This is a genomic window from Arthrobacter sp. UYCu511, assembly GCF_040547105.1.
GTDB classification, from domain to species: domain Bacteria; phylum Actinomycetota; class Actinomycetes; order Actinomycetales; family Micrococcaceae; genus Specibacter; species Specibacter psychrochitiniphilus.
This window is the reverse complement of the sequence record NZ_JBEPPB010000011.1, coordinates 14,849-30,532: the sequence shown is the minus strand read 5'-3', so window position 1 is coordinate 30,532 and position 15,684 is coordinate 14,849. Positions and strand designations below refer to the sequence as shown.

18 protein-coding genes, 3 pseudogenes and 1 riboswitch are annotated in these 15,684 nt (G+C 59.5%); of the genes and pseudogenes, 10 read left to right on the top strand and 11 right to left on the bottom strand.

Going from position 1 to position 15,684, the window contains the following annotated elements; all coding sequences use genetic code 11:
* Positions 1–54: 54 nt before the first annotated feature.
* A complete protein-coding gene (locus tag ABIB48_RS14200) occupies positions 55–627 on the top strand; it encodes a MarR family winged helix-turn-helix transcriptional regulator (RefSeq protein WP_110107188.1) in 573 nt (190 codons plus the stop codon).
* 27 nt (positions 628–654) lie between these two features.
* Here ABIB48_RS14200 and ABIB48_RS14195 read toward each other — a convergent pair whose 3' ends face one another.
* From ABIB48_RS14195 to ABIB48_RS14185, 3 genes and pseudogenes are all read right to left on the bottom strand, one after another.
* The gene (locus ABIB48_RS14195) at positions 655–894 is read right to left on the bottom strand and encodes a hypothetical protein (protein ID WP_179442350.1); all 240 of its coding nucleotides are present in this window, start codon (positions 892–894) and stop codon (positions 655–657) included.
* A gap of 6 nt (positions 895–900) precedes the next feature.
* Positions 901–1,467 (bottom strand): annotated as a pseudogene (locus ABIB48_RS14190) (IclR family transcriptional regulator); the annotation flags it as partial.
* Positions 1,449–1,690: pseudogene (locus ABIB48_RS14185) on the bottom strand (hypothetical protein); the annotation flags it as partial. The pseudogenes ABIB48_RS14185 and ABIB48_RS14190, both read right to left, overlap by 19 nt.
* A 1-nt stretch (position 1,691) precedes the next feature.
* On the opposite strand from ABIB48_RS14185, the pseudogene ABIB48_RS14180 reads away from it, so the two are divergent.
* Together ABIB48_RS14180 and ABIB48_RS14175 are read left to right on the top strand one after the other, a co-directional pair.
* Positions 1,692–1,823, top strand: a pseudogene (locus ABIB48_RS14180) (L-serine ammonia-lyase, iron-sulfur-dependent, subunit alpha); the annotation flags it as partial.
* Between the two features lie 42 nt (positions 1,824–1,865).
* Complete coding sequence (locus ABIB48_RS14175) at positions 1,866–2,504, top strand: formyltetrahydrofolate deformylase (protein ID WP_502914139.1); 639 nt, start codon at positions 1,866–1,868, stop codon at positions 2,502–2,504.
* A 99-nt stretch (positions 2,505–2,603) separates the two neighbouring features.
* On the opposite strand, the gene ABIB48_RS14170 is transcribed toward ABIB48_RS14175, so the two are convergent.
* The 3 genes from ABIB48_RS14170 to ABIB48_RS14160 all read right to left on the bottom strand — a co-directional run bounded on the left by ABIB48_RS14170 (position 2,604) and on the right by ABIB48_RS14160 (position 3,791).
* Positions 2,604–2,888 carry a hypothetical protein gene (locus tag ABIB48_RS14170; protein WP_354213405.1) on the bottom strand — a complete coding sequence of 95 codons (285 nt, stop codon included), beginning with the start codon at positions 2,886–2,888 and terminating at the stop codon, positions 2,604–2,606.
* An 87-nt stretch (positions 2,889–2,975) separates the two neighbouring features.
* On the bottom strand, positions 2,976–3,470 hold the full coding sequence (locus ABIB48_RS14165; RefSeq protein ID WP_315914854.1) for a pyridoxamine 5'-phosphate oxidase family protein: 495 nt from the start codon (positions 3,468–3,470) through the stop codon (positions 2,976–2,978).
* Between the two features lie 51 nt (positions 3,471–3,521).
* On the bottom strand, positions 3,522–3,791 hold the full coding sequence (locus ABIB48_RS14160) for a GlsB/YeaQ/YmgE family stress response membrane protein (RefSeq protein WP_110107127.1): 270 nt from the start codon (positions 3,789–3,791) through the stop codon (positions 3,522–3,524).
* Positions 3,792–4,224: 433 nt separating this feature from the next.
* On the opposite strand from ABIB48_RS14160, the gene ABIB48_RS14155 reads away from it, so the two are divergent.
* The 4 genes from ABIB48_RS14155 to ABIB48_RS14140 all read left to right on the top strand — a co-directional run bounded on the left by ABIB48_RS14155 (position 4,225) and on the right by ABIB48_RS14140 (position 7,762).
* On the top strand, positions 4,225–4,788 hold the full coding sequence (locus ABIB48_RS14155) for a YciE/YciF ferroxidase family protein (RefSeq protein ID WP_110107126.1): 564 nt from the start codon (positions 4,225–4,227) through the stop codon (positions 4,786–4,788).
* Positions 4,789–4,919: 131 nt separating this feature from the next.
* Entirely contained in the window at positions 4,920–5,399 is a 480-nt protein-coding gene (locus tag ABIB48_RS14150; RefSeq protein ID WP_179442352.1) for a hypothetical protein, read from the top strand.
* Between the two features lie 89 nt (positions 5,400–5,488).
* A riboswitch (TPP riboswitch) is annotated at positions 5,489–5,582 on the top strand.
* Positions 5,583–5,657: 75 nt separating this feature from the next.
* Positions 5,658–6,422: a 3-oxoacyl-ACP reductase gene (locus ABIB48_RS14145; RefSeq protein ID WP_315914853.1), complete on the top strand. Its 765-nt coding sequence runs from the start codon at positions 5,658–5,660 to the stop codon at positions 6,420–6,422.
* A gap of 35 nt (positions 6,423–6,457) precedes the next feature.
* Entirely contained in the window at positions 6,458–7,762 is a 1,305-nt protein-coding gene (locus ABIB48_RS14140) for an LLM class flavin-dependent oxidoreductase (RefSeq protein WP_354213404.1), read from the top strand.
* Between the two features lie 102 nt (positions 7,763–7,864).
* On the opposite strand, the gene ABIB48_RS14135 is transcribed toward ABIB48_RS14140, so the two are convergent.
* Positions 7,865–8,323 (bottom strand): hypothetical protein, encoded by a 459-nt coding sequence (locus ABIB48_RS14135; RefSeq protein ID WP_354213402.1) that lies wholly within the window; start codon positions 8,321–8,323, stop codon positions 7,865–7,867.
* A gap of 45 nt (positions 8,324–8,368) precedes the next feature.
* Positions 8,369–9,223, bottom strand: coding sequence for an HAD-IIB family hydrolase (locus ABIB48_RS14130; RefSeq protein WP_110107122.1), 855 nt, complete (start codon positions 9,221–9,223; stop codon positions 8,369–8,371).
* 257 nt (positions 9,224–9,480) lie between these two features.
* On the opposite strand from ABIB48_RS14130, the gene ABIB48_RS14125 reads away from it, so the two are divergent.
* From ABIB48_RS14125 to ABIB48_RS14115, 3 genes are read left to right on the top strand one after another with little or no spacing between them, the layout of a single operon-like run.
* A complete protein-coding gene (locus tag ABIB48_RS14125; RefSeq protein ID WP_179442354.1) occupies positions 9,481–10,224 on the top strand; it encodes an SDR family NAD(P)-dependent oxidoreductase in 744 nt (247 codons plus the stop codon).
* A complete protein-coding gene (locus ABIB48_RS14120) occupies positions 10,217–10,756 on the top strand; it encodes a MarR family winged helix-turn-helix transcriptional regulator (protein ID WP_315914849.1) in 540 nt (179 codons plus the stop codon). The genes ABIB48_RS14125 and ABIB48_RS14120 overlap by 8 nt, the downstream gene beginning before the upstream one ends.
* 12 nt (positions 10,757–10,768) lie before the next feature.
* Entirely contained in the window at positions 10,769–11,572 is an 804-nt protein-coding gene (locus ABIB48_RS14115) for an SDR family oxidoreductase (protein ID WP_315914848.1), read from the top strand.
* A gap of 159 nt (positions 11,573–11,731) precedes the next feature.
* On the opposite strand, the gene sucB is transcribed toward ABIB48_RS14115, so the two are convergent.
* From sucB to ABIB48_RS14100, 3 genes are read right to left on the bottom strand one after another with little or no spacing between them, the layout of a single operon-like run.
* Positions 11,732–13,141 carry a 2-oxoglutarate dehydrogenase, E2 component, dihydrolipoamide succinyltransferase gene (sucB, locus tag ABIB48_RS14110; protein WP_354213401.1) on the bottom strand — a complete coding sequence of 470 codons (1,410 nt, stop codon included), beginning with the start codon at positions 13,139–13,141 and terminating at the stop codon, positions 11,732–11,734.
* Entirely contained in the window at positions 13,134–14,525 is a 1,392-nt protein-coding gene (gene allB / locus ABIB48_RS14105) for an allantoinase AllB (RefSeq protein ID WP_354213400.1), read from the bottom strand. The genes sucB and allB overlap by 8 nt, the downstream gene beginning before the upstream one ends.
* Positions 14,518–15,675: a glycerate kinase gene (locus ABIB48_RS14100; protein WP_354213399.1), complete on the bottom strand. Its 1,158-nt coding sequence runs from the start codon at positions 15,673–15,675 to the stop codon at positions 14,518–14,520. Before ABIB48_RS14100 ends, allB begins: the two co-directional genes overlap by 8 nt.
* Positions 15,676–15,684: the final 9 nt, after the last annotated feature.

The window sequence follows — 15,684 nt, the reverse complement described above, 5'->3', positions numbered from 1 at the left end:
AAAGCTTGCAACAAGTGGAGCTCTTTATATAGGAGCTGGGATAGAATTATGTTCATGGCAAGTATCAAGGAAAATGAAGCTCCATTGCCGAGAAACCTCTACGATGTGAATGCTGCCGACCCCGACAGCCAGCTCATTGACCGGGCGGCAATGGCCCCGGCCGAAATTGAGAGCATTGGCCAGCTTATGGCTGCGCTGGGTAGGCTGCGCGTTGCCGAGAAGGAGCTCTCGGACGCCTCGCTGCGGTACATGAAACTCAACCAATCCGATATGCGGGCGCTGCACTACTTGATCGTAGCGGCGAACACCCAAGACATTGCCACCCCCGGTGCCATTGCCGCTCACCTGAAAATCTCGACGGCGTCCACCACTAAGCTGCTGGACCGGCTCGAAAGTGCGGGACACATCATCCGTCAGGCCCATCCCACCGACCGCCGGGCGCTGGCGATCACCATCACTGCGAAAACCCGGCAAGCGGCCATGGACACGGTGGGGCGCCAACAAGCCAAGCGATTCTATGCGGCGGCGCGGTTGAGTCAGGCAGAACGCGATGTGGTGATCCGTTTCCTTGATGACATGAGCCAAGAAATTTCCCTCAATGGTGTGGCCTGGGCGCAACAGGGCTGAACCACCGCAGTGAAGGTGCGCCACGTTTTACGCCAAGGACAGGAACAGCTTCTCCAGTTTGCCGCTGTCCAGGTCTTCGCTGTGGCCTGAGGCCAGACATTCCTTCAGGCTCCCAGCGACCAGTCCAAACCCCGCCCGGTCTAGAGCCTTGCCGGCGGCTGGTTCAGCCGGCTCTTCGGAGGAAAGTGACACGTTCGCTAACTTCTCAGTGACGTCATCGGCCCACGGGCTTAGCCGCGCCGCCGTCAGTCGGTAAAACTTTTTCATGCCCGCTCAGGAGCCACCCAGCCGCAAGGTGATCGCGCGGGCGCACTTTTTGGCGGCCTCGCCCAAATTTGCCAATTGTTCGGGGGAGACGCGGAACCGTGGCGCGGGGATGAGTACGGCGGCCACCAGATGACCGCGGTGGTCAAAGACGGGGGCGGCCACACCCACCTCGTCTAAGGCCGACTCCCCATAGTTGGTGGCATATCCGCGTTTTGCTGCGTCTCCGAGCCGGACTGCGTAGGTCTCCAGCCCGGCTTCATCTAAACCAGCGAAGTGAATGGTGCCGTTAATTATCAGTTCCCGTACCCGTTCTTCCGGCTCCAGAGCCAAAAATATTTGGACAGAGGCGCTCATTGCGTCACTGTACCGGGCGCCTAAGGGTGCGGTGTGCTTGACCTGCTGGGTGCTGGGGATTTGTTCCACACACATGGATTCGCGCCCGTTCCACACCATCAGAGCACTGGTTTCCCCTGTGCGCTCGGTCAAGGCCTGGAGCATGGGGTAGGCCACGCGGCGTTCATCCAGTTCCGCCAGGAGCGGCCCGGCCACGGCGATCAGACCCAACTTGTAGCGCCGTCCTCGCCAATTACCAAGATGCAGTGCTCACGGTAACCGCCAGCTCCGGGCTGACCGTCCATGACGGTGACCATGGGCTCCAAGGAGACCACCATGCCTGGTTCCAAGACTGTGTCAATGTCCTTGCACACGGTACCGTCCGTGTTGATGCCTGACCGGAACCACACCCAGGTATCGCGGATTTCTGATCGGGGAAGGTCTTGGCGATCTCATGCACCACGCACGGTGACGGTAGTCAAAAAGTATCATTTGACAAGGCGATCGAAACGATGCGTCAGACAGGTGCCGACATGATGAGCAAGTACAAGGAAACCTCCCGCGGGGGCCTGGCCGTGAACGCGATTGAGTGCTGAGCCATGACCACCACACACCATGATTCCGGCCAAGGGTAAGGGCTGGAGCGCGAGGCGGACATTATTGATAACCTGCAATTTAGTGACCGCAGGCATCTTGATCAAGGCGCTGTTGGGGCCAGCGGTCACCAAGGTGAACCCAAGGGGCACTTCTTCATGCGCCCCCATGGCGCCAAAAGGCGGGTGTTGATCATGGTCTCAACGTTTGAGCACTGCCTCAATGACTTGCTGTTCAGGACCCAGACCGGGGAACTGCCGGTGGATATTGTTGCTGTAGTCTCCAACCACCTGGACCATGAGCGGTTGGCGCAATGGCATGGCATACAGTTTTTCCATGTCCCCATCTCCGCCGCGACTAAGCCGGCTACTGAGGCTCGGTTACTGGAATTGGTAAATGAGCTGGACGTTGAGCTGGTGGTGTTGGCCCGCTATATGCAGGTGCTCAGTGATGTTTTGACCCGGAAGCTGGACGGGCGTGCCACTGCCCACTACGTCAACAGCGAGCTCGATGAAGGGCCCATCATTTCCCAACAAATTGTGGAAGTTGACCACACCTTCGGACCCGATGATCTTGTGGCGGCGGGTAGGGACACCGAGTGCAAGGCATTGAGTAACGCAGTCCAGTGGCATTGTGAAGGTCGCGTTATTCTTCACGGTAACCGGACCGTTGTGCTGCGCTGACTGGTGCTGCGCTCAGGGGTGTGGTGCTTGAGATGCGTGCCCGCATCTCAAGCACCAACTCTTCGCAGTTGGCAAAGTGGTCAACCTGGTCCGCGGTGCTTAGCCTCTGCCGCGTCCACTGTGGAGTCCGGCGTCTCGGAACGCATCGGAATTTTCGGCAACGGATTCCCTGGCTGGGAGAACCTGGTGAACCAGCTTGTTCACAGCTTCGCCAGCTTGGGCTTTCACGCTCTCTTGAACACTCGCCACGGTGCCCTGCACTTCATCTCTATTCCAGAGCTTTTGCACCGAGGATTTCAGTTGATCGTAGTGAGCCCTCCCGGCCCTACTTCCTAGAATATATCCAGCGCCAAGGCCTGCAATGAACGTCAACTCAGCTTTCATACGTACTCCATCCGTCCTGTTTTGGCTCTCTTTTAGGGAAAAATTGCGCTCGTGAAGAAAGCAAGCACCCTTTCAGAGATCTACCGCTCAGAGATCCACAGTGCCGCTTTCTCCTGCATCAATTCTTTCCCCGCTGATGCGTGCCTTGGCCCACTTGAACACAGTGGCCAAGACGCCGCCGGGAGATTCCCAATATTGAGCACCATCGGGGCGCACCCGGATCAAGACCAATTCCTTGGACTCGGGGCCATCCGGGTAGAAAGCAGCGGCTGCCGGATTCCACAATTCCCGCGCTTTCGCTTCACTGGTGATCACTGCGGCTTGTCCGTGAAGTGAGAGCCACTGGTCTTTTCCCGCGAAGGAAAGGTTAACCTCTGGTGCCAGCTGCGCCTGTTCAACAGGGGAGGTGCCAGCAGAGCTGAGAAACCACAGTTCACCGCCGTCCTCGACCTTGGCAACCGTCATTGGATGACTTAGCAAGCCGTCAGGGCCTTGGGTAGTGAACATGCAAATGCGGTGCGAATTGATGATCGTCAGGACTTTGTTGAGGTCTTCGGTTGCTGAATCTTCGTTCGTTAACATGGGGACATTCCTCCTGAAGTGGACGCTGCTTTGGTTAGCACGCTGCTCTGGCTAGGCTGCTGACTTGTTGCGGCCGGTGATGGCTCCGTAGACGCCCGCAACAACCAGGCCGCCAACAATGGCTAGGAGCCACGAGCCTAGGCTCCAAAATTCCATTTTTCCGCCGCCGAAGAGAAGGTCTCCGATCCATCCTCCAACAATGGCGCCAACCACACCCAATACAAGGCTGGTGATCCAACCGCCGTTAACCCGTCCTGGCAGAACTGCCTTAACAATGGCGCCGACAATTAGACCCAAGATAATCCATCCGATGAAACCCATGGTTACTCCTAAAGTGCAAGAAAGTCTTTACTCGTATGGCGTAATTGAGAACGGTCTCCATGCACTGCTCTCAGTGCATCAATACTGCACGCATTTCGAGTTTTTGCCATCGATCCAACGGGATCGACTCATCTACCCTAACCACATTCTTGGACTAAATGCACGCCAAGATACGTAAATTTGCGCTGGAAGGCCGGCCCTGAGCGTTGCTGGAAAGCAGTGACATTGATTCCTGCCGGGGTTCCTGCAAGGAGCCGTCCCAACGGAGATATCCATACGGATAACGCTGAATTTTCGCGGCTATTGCCTCAGGAAGATCTTGGATATTTGTTGACTGGGTGGTTAGAGTCTAGAAACGAGGAGGGCGTCCTAGAACTGACGCAGCAAGAAGACTTGTTTCACTACGTGCCAAAACGATTGTGGAGGAAACGCTATGTTTGAACGATTCACAACACTTGATGAGATTTTTTGCTACAAGCTTGGAACTGCGCTGACCATGGAACACGATTCTTTGGATTTGATGGAAGAGTTGTCAAAGTCAGCGATGCGCAGTGTTCTCACCGAGTTCTTTGACGAACATGCCCAAGAAACCCGGCTGAACATTGAGAATCTGGAACAGTGCCTGGCATTGATGGGTAAGGAAAACAGCCAGCATCCTTCGCCCACTACCAAGGGTCTGGCCAAAGAATTGAAATCCTTTATGGCCAAAACTGACAACACACTCGTAGACGCTGTTGTTGTTGCCGGGGCTTTGGAAAGCCAGCACCATGAGGTGGCCGTGTATGAGTCTCTCCTCCTACAAGCAAAATCCCTCGACGTCACCGAAGCAGTTCCACTCTTGAGTCAAAACTACTCACGGGAGCAGCTAGCCCTTGAAAAACTGAGGGCGGCCGCGGACACTCTGGCCCAGGCGGATGCCAGAGACCAAGATGGTGCAAACGGTGCTGGCCATGCTGTGATTGAGGTTCCGCCCTACCTGCCCCCGGGAAGCGTCTAGTTGCTGATCCCAACTCCCGGCGTGAGTGCGCCGGCCGTTAGCGCGCGCAGGAAGCGTTGCCGCGCTTACTTTCATGACCAGCAATGCCCTGTGTAAACAAATCACTATCTGCCCAACTGCCAGGAGAAATAATGAATTACAGTGCTGAACCAGTAGAAATCTCCATCCGACTCCAGGATGGCGATTGGACGCCCGAATCCCTGAAAGAATTGGTGGGCTCTTACCAGCAGAAGCTGCAGGCAATGGGGGCACCGGAAAACGCCATCGAAACGGTGGTGAAAACACCGGATGACGGCTCGGCATCCGTCCACGTCAGTTGGTCTCACCAAGGCCAGCAAACCTTCGCGGACATGAGTCAGACCGCCGTCAGCGAGGCACCTGACGCCCGTGGACATGGGGAAGTGATTCCGCCCGGAGAACCAACCCAAGACTCCCAAGGTCTGGGCGCTATTCTTGGGGATGCGGAACGTTCCGCCATTGACGAACCCGCCACTGACCGCGCTGTTCAAGCAGGGGAAAACGCCGTGGAACAAGCCGGTAATGATTACCTGATCAAAACGGGAGCAGATGGAAAAACGTACGTGGAGGACGTCGACCCCGCCAAGGGGTGACCCGCCCACAGCGTAAAGCCTAAAGCCTAAAGCCTAAAGCCTGTGACCCAGATGCGCCCCGGAGTTGTAACCGTGGTAGCTTGGGCGGTGGACACGACACGGGGTGCCGCTTGGCGGCTGAGAGCTAGACCCGTTGAACCTGATCTCGATAATCCGAGCGAAGGGATGCCGGTCCTGCAGCAATGACGATTCGTAGCCCTTGAGGTGGCGTATTCGAGCGTTCCTGGCATCCTTTCGAACTACTGAAGGGTGCACGCGATGCAAATCAAGGACCAAATTGTACTGATCACTGGAGCCGGCCGAGGCCTAGGCTCGGATGTGGCACGTTCCTTTGCCCGGGAAGGCGCCAAAGTGGTGCTGAATTACCGCAACAGCGAGGAATCAGCCCAGAGGCTCGCCGCCGAAATCGGTCCCGAGCAAGCTATTGCGCTGCGGGCAGATGTCACCACCACCCAAGAGGTACAGGACATGGTGGCAGCTGCTGCGGAGTATTTCTCTGCACCCATTACCACCGTGATCAACAATGCCTTGCCTGATTTTTCCTTCAACGGGGACGGCCGTTCCAAAGCCCATGCCATTGAATACGGTGAGTTCACGGCACAGTTTTCCGGTGTTGTGGGAGGTGCGCTTAACACGATTCAGGCGGCGCTTCCTGGCATGGCTCTTGCCGGGTGGGGCTCCATCATCAACATCGGCACCAACCTGTTTCAAAACCCGGTAGTGCCCTACCACGACTACACCTCCGCCAAAGCGGCGTTGCTGGCACTGACCCGGACCTTTGCTGCCGATCTAGGCCCGTCCAATATTCGCGTGAACATGGTCTCCGGGGGATTGCTGCGCACCACTGACGCCTCAGCGGCCACCCCAGAGGAAGTCTTTGAGCTTATTGCCGGTGGTACCCCACTGCGTAAGGTGACTACCCCGGCGGAATTTGCTGACGCAGCACTATTCTTCGCCTCACCCTGGTCCCGAGCCGTCACGGGGCAGAACCTTGTAGTCGACGGCGGATTGGTCATGAACTAAGGATGGAAACGCTCTCCTGCCCCACAATCCGGGCGATGCACATCAACGCGTTCCTTTTCGGGGCTGGACACCACACCATGGGCTGGCGGCATCCTGAGTCCAGTGCAGCCCGGGTTGGGCAAATACAGTATTTCGAGGAACTAGCCCAGCTGGCCGAAACCGGCTGTCTTGACGCGGTATTCTTCGCCGACGGGCATGCCGTCAACCGCCAGTATTCTGCCGGGGTACCCGGGCTTCTTGAGCCGATTACGGCGTTGAGCGCCATGGCCCGGGCCACAACGCACATTGGCCTGGTCACCACGGTCTCCTCAAGTTTCTACACGCCCTTTCACGCAGCACGCATGCTGGCATCACTGGATTACATCAGCGGGGGCCGGGTGGGTGCGAACATTGTGACTTCCATGTTTGATGCCGAGGCGCAAAACCATGGTTTTGCGGCCCTGCCCTCTCACGCGGAACGTTATGAACGGGCCAATGAATTTGTGCGGGTGCTAGGGCAACTGTGGGACTCTTGGTCGGATGAGGCATTGCCAAGAGACCGGGAGAAGGGAATGTTCCTTGATCCGGAGCAGATCCAGCCCATTAACCATGTTGGCAAGTACTTCCAGGTGGCTGGGCCACTGAACGTGCCGCGTTCTCCGCAGGGGCGCCCGGTGCTCTTTCAAGCCGGTTCCTCCGAGGCTGGGCGGGACTTTGCTGCCCAATTTGCCGAAGCTATTTACTCGGTGTCCTGGGATCAGGACTCCGCACTTGAGTTCGCCACAGACATCAGAAGGCGCCTGGACGCTGCAGGCCGTGCTGGGACGCAGGTTCCTGTGCTCCCGGGTCTTGTGACATATGTGGGCGCAAGCCGTGAAGAGGCCTTGGCGAAGAAACGGGCGCTGGATGCCTACTTGGACATTGACGCGGCCATCACTCAGCTCAATATTTTCACGGGCATGGATTACCGTACTCATGGGCTGGATGATCTGGTGGCGCCATTGGCGCCAGCTTCCACCTTTACCGGCCCTCAAGGCCGGTACCTCACCGTGGCACGCATTATCGAGACTAAGCAGCCCACACTGCGCGAATTGCTGGGTTTTCTGGCCGCGGGGGGAGGCCATGCCACCATGATTGGCACCCCCACCGAGGTGGCGGATGAAATGGTGGCCTGGTTTGAATCTGGGGCGTGCGATGGATTCAACCTGATGTGCCCCGCGTACCCCGATTCACTGCGGGACTTTGTTGACTTGGTGGTTCCGATCCTGCAGGAACGCGGGCTGTTCCGTACGTCCTATGAAGGAAGTACGCTGCGTGAAAACCTGGGCCTGGCACGGCCCGTGCGTCACCAAATTCCGTGAACCCGTACCGTCCGTGGAATTTCCGGCTTTCTGACCCTGGGCGGGAACAATGAAACCGTCCTCCCTGGGTTGCATTTTCATACCCCCGCATCAGAGATGACGTCATGAAGCTCGTTTGTTCTGGTGTGAGGGGCCACTGGCGAACCCGCAGCCAGTAAGAGCTAAAGACGTGGCCGCGGCAGCTAAGAGAAGGGCTAAACGCACGGATTTGGGGTGGGAGAACTGAGCGGTATTGCTCATGGTGACGATCCTATAGAGAATGCCCGTCTTGCAGTACAGGGACTTGTACTCACCGCAGGGTATCTCTGCCCCGAGTGAGTGTTTTAGTGCCTCGGCACTGAGAGTGGGGGAGCCCTGCGCCAAATCCTTACCCTGAGAATCGATGACTCGCACCTTGTTTGCGTGGCTCAGGAGTGAGGCGCTGATAGTGAACTTTCGAGTGGTTGGGGCTTGGATGAGATGCTCTCCGGGCCAGAACAGCGGCAGTGATTCAATGATGCGTGCCAGAAGGGCAGGAAGGAGCCGCAACGCGCTGGCTTCCGTCCGCGGTGGGCCGGGCAACCCGGCACACTGGACTGGCTTAGATTGGTTCTGGACTGGCTTAGATTAGTTCAGTCCGAGCAAGGCAAAAGCTGTGGCGATACCGTTTTTACGTGGAGGTGGGGCGGTGGCATCTGCAATAGTCAACAATTCTGTAGGGGATCCCTCGATGGCAACGCCGAGCCCTGCGAAAGCGAGCATTTCCAGATCGTTGTGCCCATCACCAAAAGCGATGGTGTTTTCTCGCGTGATACCAAGGTACGCAATGGCGGCAGCAACGCCGTCAGCCTTACTGATTCCAGCTTGGAATAATTCCCCGGCGTGGAGCCCCTCTGCGGCGATGGAATTTTCCACCACGTCAATGCCAGCACCGATCTGGGCCACAAGTTCCGTCATGGGCGCAGGGGAGGAAAAGACGGAGATCTTGGCGAATACCACGGAACTAAGATCAGCCAACGGGACAAGCTTGTCCAAGATGGAGGCGGAACCTTTGCTCAGCTGAGCCGGTGCGTTGGCAAAGTGCGCTTCGATGTGTGCCCGGAGCCGGGCTTCGGCTGCAGCGCAGACATAAATGGCGTCTTGCGCCTCGAGGATGTAAACCGCGTTGTGTGCGTCCAATACTGCGAGGGCACGAGCTGCGAGGTCAGCGCAAAAGCGTCGATCAATGAGTACCTCACCGCCAACGTCAAGGTACGCGCCGGCGCTCGCCACCACGCCGTCGAATCCGGCGCCAAGGATACTTGGGGGGAGCATTGGCAGAGGCCGTCCCGTGCAGATAAGGACCTTATGTCCGGCCGCCCTTGCATCCTTGACGGCCTGTTCATGCGCGGCTGGGACAACCCCATAATCTGCGTAGGTGCCGTCCACGTCAAGGAAGACGGCCTGAATGGTCTTGGTGCTGGCAGGACTCTCGAGGCTCATGATGAGGGAGTCTACCCGTGCTAGCTTCAGTTGCCTCTAGAACAGCACCGGTTAGCTATCCTTTGCGAGGTGGCCATGGTGGCGCTCGGAGAGTACTAGCCAATAAAAGAGCCACATCATGAGGGCCCTCACGCCTGGCGCGTGCGGGCCCTCATGCAGATCCAGGAACAACTTAAAAATTTGCTGTCGACAAGACAGTAAAAAGGAGTATGCTGTCTTTAGGACAGTAAATAATTGGTTGAGAAAAAGGAGAAATCATGTTTTTCGAAAGCAAAGTAGCTCTTGTCACCGCTTCCGGCGCCGGGATTGGCCGTGCCATTGCTCAGCGTTTGGCAGCCGAAGGGGCAGCTGTTGTTGTCTCGGATGTCAATGACGAGGCCGGTGCGGCAACTGTTGCGCTCATCGTAGAAGCCGGTGGCAACGCCGCCTACCAGCGTGCCGATGTCAGCTCTCCCGAGGACGTCACCGCACTCGTAGAATTTGCGGTGGAAACTTTTGGTGGACTCCACTTGGCAGTAAACAATGCCGGCATTGGATCCATGCCCAAGGAGCTGCAGGACCTTACCTTGCCTGAGTGGGACCGAACCATCAACGTCACCCTGCGCGGCACGTTCTTGTCCATGCAGGCTGAGATCTCACACTTCCGGGCCAATGGCGGTGGCAACATTGTCAACATCGCCTCAATTGCCGGGATCCGCGCCACGCCTCAGCTCACGCCCTACGGTGCGGCCAAGCACGGCGTAATCAGCCTGACCCGCAGCGCTGCTCTTGAAAACGCCCAACAGGGGATCCGGGTCAACGCAGTGGCCCCCGGAGCAATTGAAACGGCATCCCTGGCCGAGCTCCCGGAAGAGGCCAAGGCTGGCTACGCCGCTGAAGTCCCCATGCACCGCCTCGGTAAGCCTGAAGAAATCGCCAACGCAGTAGTTTGGCTACTCTCGGAAGAGTCTAGCTTCGTGACGGGCGTGGTGCTGCCAGTAGATGGTGGTACAAATGCCTAATGGCGCAGGCCACACGCCCGGAGATGAGGACAGGGCAGCTCTGATAGAAGCGCTCACGCGCATCATCAGCGAATGGTCAGCCCCGGACTTTCTGACTGGCGTAGTTGCCAGGGAAGGGGTTGAGTTGGATCCTGGGGCCATAAAAATGGTCACCATGCTCTCAACCCAAGGACCACAACGGCCCTCCCTGCTTTCCCGCAACATGGTCACCGGGCCCTCGAACGTCAGCAAGATCGCCCAGCGGCTCATGGCTGCCGGCCTAGCCAAAAAAATCTCTGATCCGGACGACGCCAGGGCTCACCAGTTTGCCCTGACAGAGTCTGGTTATCAGGTGGCCAGCACCTTTGTCCGGGCAGGAAGTGGACTAGTTGATGACCTGCTCCACGGCTGGAGCCCGACTGAACGCGATGAGTTGTTGCGATCCTTGCAAAAACTGGAACGCTCAACCATGGCGCTGGCAGCACAATTTCAGAACAAGACATCCTCCGGTTCATCGGAGCGCAACACCACAACACGCAACATCACAACATGAGGAGTGCAAATAATGACTAACGCAACTGAAACTTCCCGCAACTACATTGTCACCGGTGCCGGATCCGGTATTGGCCTGGCAACCGCCAACCTCTTGCGTGACCGCGGTGCCACCGTGGTGGGCGTGGACCTGCGCGGTGCCGATGTAGAAGCAGACCTCAGCACCTCAGCCGGCCGTAAGGAAGCTGCCGCGAACGCCCTGGCCGCAGCCGGTGGCAAGATCGACGCCATCATCGCTTGCGCTGGAATCTCCGCACCCATCCCGCTCACCGTGAGCGTGAACTACTTCGGTGTCACCGAATTCCTGGAATTACTCGCGCCGGAACTGGCCAAGAGCGCCAGCCCGCGTGCCGCCGTCGTCAGCTCCATGGCATCACTGCAGGCCAACTCACCTGAACTGGTGGACGCGCTGCTTTCCGGCGACGAGGCCGCCGCGGTGGCCGTGGGCACAGCACTGGCTGAGCAGGGCCCCGAAGCCGGCTACCTGAACTACCCCTCCAGCAAGCGCGCCTTGAGCCGCTGGGTACGCCGCGAAAGCATCACCCCCACCTGGGCCGGAGCCGGTATCCCGTTGAATGCCGTGGCACCCGGAACCGTTATTTCTCCCATGACAACCCAGCTGCTGGCCACCGAGGAAGGCCGCGCCATGGTGGATTCCCACGTGCCCATGCCGCTGAACTACCACTCGGAAGCGGTTGTCATCTCCCGCCTGCTGGCGTGGCTCACGAGCGAGGAAAACACTCACACCACGGGTCAGACCATTTACACTGACGGCGGCGCCGATGCCTCGCTGCGCGGGGACAACATCTGGGTCTAAGCCCCGCAGAGAGTCCGGACTCTCTGGAACTTAGCTCTGTAATAAAAAAATAAAGGAGCCGCAGCATCATTGCTGCGACTCCTTTATTTTGCCCGGACCACGTGGCGGTGCAGTCCAAGGCGTCGGCGTGGCTGGGCACGCCGGGTCTCAACGAACCGGTTACAAACCCAGTTCAGATTCAAAGGCGCCAGCGCCAAGCCGTGCCCGCACATGGCTCATGAAGCGTCCGGCGTCTGCGCCGTCCACAATCCTGTGATCGTAGGTCAGGCACAGGTACATCATGTGGCGGATGGCCAGTACATCATCCCCGTCCGGTCCGGTAACCACTACGGGGCGCTTGACAATGGCGCCCACACCGAGAATACCCACCTGCGGGGCATTGATGATGGGAGTGTCAAAGAGTGCACCCACCGAGCCGATGTTGGTGATGGAGAACGTTCCCCCGGACAACTCATCGGCCTTGATGGAACCGTCACGCGTCCGCGACGCCACGTCGGCAATGCCCGCGGCTAGTCCGGCCAGATTCATCTCCCCGGCGCCCCGCACCACAGGAACCAGCAGACCCTTGGGGGCGTCCACCGCGAAGGCGAGGTGCTCGGCGTCGTGGTAACTGATGGTCCCGGCAGCCTCATCAAAGGAGGCGTTGAGCATGGGGAAGGTCTTCAGCGCCTCCGCCACCGCCAAAGCGATGAACGGAAGGTACGTCAGGTTCACCCCGTGCGCCGCAGCGAAGGAAGCCTTGGCCCGGCCGCGCAAACGCACAATGTTACTCACATCCAGCTCATGCACCTGCGTCAGCTGCGTGGCCGTATCCAACGATTCACGCATGCGCTTGGCAATGACCGCACGGATCCGTGACGCTTTCACCGTGGTTCCACGCAGCGTTGCTGACGCGGCTGCGGGCGCCGTTGCCGGGACAGCAGGGACAGGCACGACGGCGGGACTTGCCGCGGGTGCCGACGTTGCCGGTGCGGCGGGAGCCTGGGCAGCTGCCGCAGCCTTCACATCAGCACCGCGGATACGCCCGCCAACACCGGTGCCGGTGAGCGTGGACAAGTCAATCCCATGCTGGCGGGCAAGCTTGCGCACCAGCGGAGTGACGTAACCTGCGGATACGTCGGCGGCGCTAGTTTGAGCCACAGCCTGAACCACCGGCGGAGCCGGGGTTTCGACAGGGACGGCCAGCGGCGGTGGAGCCGGCATTTTTGTAGGCGACGTCAAGGAGGCCGCAAGGCCGTCCACGGCCGCCGGCCGGGAAGTCGCCGGAAAATGCTGGTCCGCCTCCGCAGGTGCCGCAGCAACAGGTACCGCCGCAGCCGCAGGCACCGAGTCTGCAGGCGCGATGATGGCCAGTGTTGCGCCAACTTCTGCCGTTTGGTCCTCCTGGACCAGGATGCTGTGCAGGATTCCTTCGAAGGGTGAGGGGATCTCTGTATCTACCTTGTCGGTGGAGACTTCCAGCAGTGGCTCATCGATGGCAACAGGGTCACCAACGGATTTGAGCCAGCGGGTCACCGTTCCCTCGGTGACGCTCTCGCCGAGTGCCGGCAACAGCAAGGGCTCAGACATTCGTGGCCCGTTCTACTGTGATTTCACCGCGGCGCAGCAGCTTGCCGGTGGCGGTGATGCCATCGAGTTCATGGCCGCGCAGGAAGGTGCGCCGGACCACGCCGGAGAGGGCGCGGCCATCGTAGGGGGTAATGGGGTTCTTGTGCTTGAGCTTCGTGACGTCAACAATGAAGGCGTCGTCGGCGGCGAAGATGGCAAAGTCGGCGTCGTAACCGGGGGCAAGCTTGCCCTTCTTGTGCAGACCGACGAGGTCCGCCGGGGCCGTGGACATCCAGTGGATCACTTGCTCCAAGGTGATGCCGCGGTGGCGGGCCTCGGTCCAGATCAGTGACAGTCCCAGCTGGAGGGAGGAAACACCGCCCCAGGCAACGGCGAAGTCTCCGTTTTCCAGGTCCTTCAAGTCAAGGGTGCTGGGGGAGTGGTCAGAGACAATGCAGTCAATGACACCGTCGCGGAGTCCCTGCCACAGCTTTTCCCGGTTGGAGGCTTCGCGGATGGGCGGGCAGCACTTGTAGGAGGTGGCGCCGTCGGGGATTTCCTCGGCCATCAACGTGAGGTAGTGCGGGCACGTCTCCACAGTAAGCTTCACACCGTCACGGCGGGCGCTGGCAATCATGGGCAGTGCGTCGGAGGAGCTCAGGTGCAGAATATGCGCTCGGGCACCGGTCCAGCGGGCCCGTTCAATGACCTCGGCAATGGCCAGGTTCTCCGCGCCGCGGGGACGCGAAGCCAGGAACTTGCCGTACTGGTCCCCTTGGGCTGTGGGGGCACGGTCAATGGTGCGTGAATCCTCGGCGTGGACCAGCATCAGAGCGTCATAGTTAGTGAGCTCCCGCATGTCCTCTTCCATCTCATCTGGATCCAACGGCGGGAACTCGTCCACACCTGAATGCAGCAGGAAGCATTTGAAGCCGAAAACGCCGTTGTCATGCAGCGGGCGCAGATCGGCCTTGTTGCCGGGGATGGCCCCGCCCCAGAAGCCCACGTCAACAAAAGCCTGGTCCAGCGCAACGCTGCGCTTGAGTTCCAGGGCGTCAACGTTGACGGTGGCGGGGATGGAGTTCAGTGGCATGTCAATGATGGTGGTGACACCACCGGCTGCGGCGGCACGGGTTGCGGAGGCAAAGCCTTCCCAGTCCGTGCGGCCGGGCTCGTTGACGTGCACGTGGCTGTCCACGAGGCCCGGGATGAGGGTCTCATCATCAGCCAAATCAATTTCCGTGTGGCCGCGTAGCGCGTTGCCCAAGGGTTCCAACGCCATGACGACGCCGTTGCGGACACCCACTTCGCGGGCGGCAATGCCAGCGGTGGTGAGCACCCGCTTGCCACGAATGACGAGATCATACAGATCCGCGGTCTCGTGGCTTCCTGCAGGATTAGACATACGAGTTCTCCTCTTCCTTGCCTCTTGTGGCAAGCCGGGCGCCAATCGTGGCACCAATTTGTGTCAGCAGGGCGCCCGCATTTTTCATGCAGTGCTCCGTGTCGGCATTTAGATCTGTCAGGGCGTAGCAGTGGGCGAATCCGGCCCCATGCAAAACCTCGGGGGTGAGGGTGGTCCGTCCGCACACGGCTACCACGGGAATACCTGCGGCGCGTGCCGCTGTGGCAACTCCCATGGGTGCCTTGCCGAACAGGCTTTGCTCATCCAGGCTGCCTTCACCCGTGATGACCAGATCTGCTGTGCCAATCTTATCGGCCAGGCCTGTCAGTTCCAGGACCACGTCAATACCGGGCCGGCGCTTGGCTGAGAGCACGGCAAGTGCCGCATAGCCGGTGCCACCAGCCGCACCGGAACCGGGGGCGTCAATGGCATCTACGGCGGCAGTGCCCAAGGCATTGGCCATGACGCGGAAGTAACGCTCCAGGGCAGTTTCCAAATGTGCCACATGTGCCTCTGAGGCACCCTTTTGGGGTGCAAAGACGGCCGCGGCCCCATCGGGGCCCAGTAGCGGGTTATCCACATCGCTGGCGAGCGTGAACTGCACCCCGCCGAGGCGGCGATCCAATCCGCCCAGCTCGATGTTGGTCACCGTGGCCAAGGCCCCTCCGCCGGGTGGCAGATGCCGCCCGGCGGAGTCCTTGAAGGTGGCGCCGAGCGCGGCAAGCATGCCGGCCCCACCGTCGGTGGTGGCGCTGCCGCCAACACCTAGGACAATCTCGGTGCAGCCCCGGTCCAGGGCCGCCTTCACCAGCTGGCCGGTACCGTACGTACTGGCCAGCAGGGGTGAGGGCGTGCCGTTGTGCAGGACAGCCAGCCCGGAGGCGGCAGCCATCTCAATGACGGCTACCGTTCCGCGGACAGCGAAGTCAGCCTGAACTGATTCGCCGGTGGGTCCTTGAACTCTCTCAACGACCCGGGTGAAACCTGAGGCTGTGACGGCGTCAATGGTGCCCTCGCCGCCGTCGGCCACTGGCATCAGGACAATGCCCAGGCCAGGGTCAACTGAACGCAGGCCTTCGGCCAGGAACCGAGCAGCCTCAGGGGCGGAAACGGAACCCTTGAACTTGTCGGGGGCGAGGATGACGCGCATGGTTGCTCC